General features: G+C 39.4%; 4 protein-coding genes and 5 pseudogenes. 7 read left to right on the top strand and 2 right to left on the bottom strand.

What is annotated here, in order from left to right; all coding sequences use genetic code 11:
- Positions 1-178 precede the first annotated feature (178 nt).
- The 7 genes and pseudogenes from NI455_RS15125 to NI455_RS15100 form a co-directional block, all read left to right on the top strand.
- Positions 179-460: pseudogene (locus NI455_RS15125) on the top strand (ISNCY family transposase); the annotation flags it as partial.
- Positions 454-818, top strand: a pseudogene (locus NI455_RS15120) (IS3 family transposase); the annotation flags it as partial. The pseudogenes NI455_RS15125 and NI455_RS15120, both read left to right, overlap by 7 nt.
- A gap of 199 nt (positions 819-1017) precedes the next feature.
- Positions 1018-1479 carry a DIP1984 family protein gene (locus NI455_RS15115; RefSeq protein WP_004647839.1) on the top strand — a complete coding sequence of 154 codons (462 nt, stop codon included), beginning with the start codon at positions 1018-1020 and terminating at the stop codon, positions 1477-1479.
- Positions 1480-2025: 546 nt separating this feature from the next.
- Entirely contained in the window at positions 2026-2226 is a 201-nt protein-coding gene (locus NI455_RS15110) for a transposase (protein WP_004647840.1), read from the top strand.
- A 37-nt stretch (positions 2227-2263) separates the two neighbouring features.
- Entirely contained in the window at positions 2264-2452 is a 189-nt protein-coding gene (locus NI455_RS15105) for a hypothetical protein (RefSeq protein WP_016807214.1), read from the top strand.
- Positions 2449-2693, top strand: a pseudogene (gene tnpB / locus NI455_RS15590) (IS66 family insertion sequence element accessory protein TnpB); the annotation flags it as partial. The gene NI455_RS15105 and the pseudogene tnpB, both read left to right, overlap by 4 nt.
- Positions 2694-2846: 153 nt before the next feature.
- Positions 2847-3233, top strand: a pseudogene (locus NI455_RS15100) (IS66 family transposase); the annotation flags it as partial.
- Here NI455_RS15100 and NI455_RS15095 read toward each other — a convergent pair.
- Positions 3229-3415, bottom strand: a pseudogene (locus NI455_RS15095) (transposase); the annotation flags it as partial. The pseudogenes NI455_RS15100 and NI455_RS15095 overlap by 5 nt on opposite strands.
- A gap of 370 nt (positions 3416-3785) precedes the next feature.
- Positions 3786-4600, bottom strand: an 815-nt coding sequence (locus tag NI455_RS15090) for an IS3 family transposase (RefSeq protein WP_253114857.1), incomplete at its 5' end; no start/stop codon positions are given.

Genomic DNA, 4600 nt, shown 5'->3' with positions numbered 1-4600 from the left:
GAAATTTAAATCCTGTGCTTGACTCTTGTGGTTAAAAACAGGACATTTTAAATGGTTTTTCGCATAGACATTTTAATTGGTGAATAACACAGTGTTGTAAGCCCAAAATAGAAATGTCCGCTTTTAGAATGTGCACTTTTGCAATTTCCTTAGCGGACGGTTTGATATGTTGGTGTCTATGTCGGATAAAGAACTTAAACGATTGTCGGTCTTGCAGGAAATCTGCGATCAACGCATAACTCAATCCCAGGCTGCTCAGCTACTTCTACTTCATATTTCAGAATGTCAGGTCAGACGCTTACTGCAGAAATACAAAGTTCAAGGTCCAGCTGTATTAGCCCATACGGGTCGTGGCCAAACCAGCAATTCCAGGCTTTCTGAAGAACTCAGACTCAAGTGCCTCAATATTGTTTCTGATCAACTGCATGGTTTCGGACCAACCTTGGCGCATGAAAAGCTTATTCAACAGGAGTTATGGTTCATTCTGACCAAGGCAGTCAGTACTGTAGTCGTGCTTTTAGAGCGCTATTATTGACGAATAACTTTATTCAAAGTATGTCAGGCAGTCTTGCGCAGTACACTGCTCATGTTGGGACAATGCAGTGACTGAAAGCTTCTTTCATACATTGAAAGGTCATGTAATCCATGGCAGTGTGTTTGCCACTCGAAAAGAAGCGAATGCTGTCCTGTTCGACTATATCGAGATTTATTACAATCGAATCAGAATACATTCTGCAAATGGCTGGTTAAGTCCTGAAGCCTTTGAACAAAAATATTGTAAGAATTTAGAGGGATCGAATGTCCATAATACTGTCTAGGATCAGATAAAGGATTCTGCATCTGAAAAAAAGGCCTTTAGCTTAATTCTGAGCTTCGACTAATGACAAAATATAAGACTTCTACCTCTGAAAATTGTAAAAAATCAATTTTTTTGATCTTTAAAGAATGAGGATATATAGTATTTGTAAAATTACTTAGCTGCTTAAAACTTAATTCTAATTGGTTAATAGGTGAAAAATGAAATTAGCAGAAGCTCTCTTACTTCGAAGTGATCAACAAAAAAAAATTATTTCACTAAAACAACGTATCAATGCAAATGTATTGGTACAAGATGGTGATAAACCATCTGAAGATCCAAATGAACTATTGAAACAAGTATTTTCTTTAATTCAAGAATTTCAAAAATTAAGTTATGCAATTCATGAAACTAATGCTTTAACAAAATTAAATGATGGTCGTTCTCTACTTGCTTTATTGACTTTGCGTGATGAATTTGTAGAACAGCACAAAACCCTAACTGCAGCAATAAGTAATACATCTCGTGAATCTGATCGTTATAGTACGCGGGAAATAAAGTGGCATAAAGTTATTCCAGTTTCATCATTACAAAAACAAGCTGATGATATTAGTCTTAAATTACGTGATTTAAATGTGTTAATTCAGTCGAATAATTGGAAAATTGATTTGATTGAAGCCTAATAGTCCTTTAGATATAATCAAGTTGAACATACTGGGCGAGTACAAGATCCCTTACTTCCACAACATAGGATTGTAAATAAAGTGTAGTGGCTTGCAAAGCAAGTGGATAAGCTTAAAATTTTAAGTACAAATCAATCCATCACTTGGCATAACTCAAATCTTTGTGCGAACAAAGTTACACGTTACTTATAACTACCATGTACTGACAGTATGTTCACCTCAATTACTAAAAATAAAGAAATGAGCAAGCATCAGCTCAACTACATTTCTATTTTTAATTCGGTTCGGCTTTGTTGCATAACGAGCTGAAAAACAGATTTTGAAAACAGCAGATTCAAATCACAAGTGCGACACATTTGTAGTTAGTTGAAAAATTTAGGTGTATTCGTAGAATCATTAGACTTTTTCAACTCGCAATTGGAAAGCACGCAATGAAGAAATACACCCAACTCTCTCAAGATGAAAGTAAGCGTCCGCTGAGCCCCACTTTTTCTCACTCATGAATACCACGATAGTGTCCACTAAATTTTAAGTGGACACCTATTTATGGATTTAAAGACAGTTATAGACAGCACACCAATGCTAAAAAAGCCCCGTCGAACCTTCACGGCTGAATTTAAACATCAACTTATTCAGCAATGCCAGCAGCCAGATACATCAGTGGCTAAGGTCGCAATGCAACATCAGATCAATGCCAATCTGTTGCATAAATGGATTCGTCAGTCCAGATCAATGCCCCTGCATTAACACCCCCTCCATTCCACAGACTGACTTTCTTCCGGTCATGCTTCACCCGACTCCAGTCAAACAAGACGCACCTCCGCCACCTGTGCCGGAGAAGAATGCTGTCGCTCATATCAGGATTCCATTGCATAAGGAACAAAGTTCCGCAAGGGATCAGATGATCGAGATCGACTGGCCAGTGGAGTCAGTAACTGAATTACTGTTGCTGATCCAGGGTTTGACTCAATGATCCGTATTGATGAAATCTGGTTGTCTACCCAGCCCATGGACATGCGTGCGGGTATGGATACTGCCATGGCTAAGGTGTTGAGAGCCTTTGGCTCGATCAAACCGCATTGCGCTTACCTGTTCTGTAATAAACGTGGCCATCGCATGAAAGTGCTGGTGCATGATGGACGGGGATCTGGCTGTGTGCCCGGCGGCTGGAACAGGGAAAATTCCACTGGGCGCAGGTTCACCAGGGTGAAAGCATGGCGATCAGTCTGGAACAGTTACAGTCACTGATCCAGGGTTTGCCTTGGCAGCGCATTGGTGGTGACGATGCTCTAAACCAGCTTGGTACATTCTGCTATTCTCCAAACGTTCTATTTCCTCTGCGTCATGACCTCAGGCATACTGCGGTCATTAAAATGCTGCCTGACTTAAGCCAACTGACCCATGAACAACTGCTGGAATTTACCAGACAGCTAGCGCTGCAGCATCAACAACTCGCAGAAGATAAACAACAATTAGATACCAAAGTTCAGCATCTTGAAGTATCAAATCAGCAATTGGATGCCAAAGTTCAACATCTTGAAGCATGCAACCAACATCTCTCTGTTCTCACTCAAAAATACGAGCATGAACTTGCGCTATTTAAACAGTATAAATTCGGTAGTAAAAATGAACATCTCACCGCAAAACAAATCCACCTATGGGACGAAGCGGTTGAAGAAGATATTGCTGCGGTTGACCTGGAACTGGAACGACTGAATGCAGATAAAATGAATACAGCTGCGCAGAAAAGCGAGTATGCACGACTCTAAAATCACCAAAGCGTTCGAATAAGTCTCGCCACGGGATACCTGAACGATAGCGCTTCAACAAATAGTCGGTTATCTTTGGCCGTTACTCCAACAGTACCCATTCGTCCAGGTAACAGATCTTTAACCTGTTCCCACTGATCATCTTTTAATGCATAGCGTTTAGTCATGAAAAAATTATGAGGACCGGTAATATTTTCTCAAGCTAATTGATGACACGCCCTAAGAATAAAAAAATATTTATAAAAATAGACGTCTTGCGTTAGTCAAAATTTAAAATTTAAACAGCCAAAAGCTACATATTATAAGGTTTTAGCCAATTCAAAAATTAGGTAAAACGATACTTTCGCAAGAGGTCTAATCTATATTTTTTAGATTTAGCTATACAGAATTTATCATTCTGTATAGCATAGACTTTATACTCTATTAGTATCTAGAGTATAGTAAGAGTCAGACTGCTTAGCTAAAAGTTCAATAAACTGCGGAATTGCACTTGCACTTTGAACCGTACCGGGTTTGTCGGAGACTTTTTTATTTAAGTTAGGCCACCTGACCTAACGGGTTAATCTTATCATAGTACATTGCTTCAAACTCAAAAGGCGACTTGTAACCCAATGCACTGTGTACACGCTCTTTATTGAACCAATCTACCCAGTTGAGTGTCGCAAGTTGTACATCCGCTAAACCTTGCCAATCTGCTTTTAAATATTCAATCACCTCTGTTTTGTATAAGCCATTCACTGTTTCAGCCAAAGCATTATCGTATGAATCACCAGTTGTACCGACTGACGCTCGTAAATTTGCTGCTTCTAGACGATTGGTATAGCGAATGGAAAGATATTGCACACCTCTATCGGAATGATGAATTACATTCTTTGGCATACCTCGATCATGCAAAGCTTGTTCTAATGCATCAAGCACCATATCTGTATTCATACGTGTTGATACTTTCCATCCAACAATTGCTCGTGAAAACACATCAATAATAAATGCGGTATAGACCCAACCTGACTTGGTTTGAATATACGTAAAGTCACTGACCCACAGCTGATCTGGATGATCAGCACTAAAATTACGTTTCACTAAATCATTCGCTCGTTTTTGATCATCTCGACTACGGGTGGTTTGTTTGTTCTTACCTCGCCAAACACCTTGTATACCTAGCTTTTTCATTAATCGAGCAACAGTACAGCGTGCAATAATATAGCCTTCACGTTTCAGTTTTTGCCAGACTTTACGTACACCATACCGACCTGAACTTTCCTTCCAAATTCGTTTAATCTCCTCAGCATGATGCAAGTCATGTAAATCTCGCTTTGCTCGATGTTCTGGATTTTCGCAGAGATCTAGAGTCC

The sequence above is a fragment of the Acinetobacter lwoffii genome (genome assembly GCF_024129435.1).
GTDB lineage: Bacteria > Pseudomonadota > Gammaproteobacteria > Pseudomonadales > Moraxellaceae > Acinetobacter > Acinetobacter lwoffii_F.
Note: the sequence above shows the minus strand (reverse complement) of the source record. Positions and strands in the feature narration are given on the sequence as shown.

Coding starts and splice junctions, on each gene's coding strand:
- NI455_RS15105 (WP_016807214.1), top strand. CDS start 2,264: ATGCTTCACCCGACTCCAGTCAAACAAGACGCACCTCCGCCACCTGTG.
- NI455_RS15110 (WP_004647840.1), top strand. CDS start 2,026: ATGGATTTAAAGACAGTTATAGACAGCACACCAATGCTAAAAAAGCCC.
- NI455_RS15115 (WP_004647839.1), top strand. CDS start 1,018: ATGAAATTAGCAGAAGCTCTCTTACTTCGAAGTGATCAACAAAAAAAA.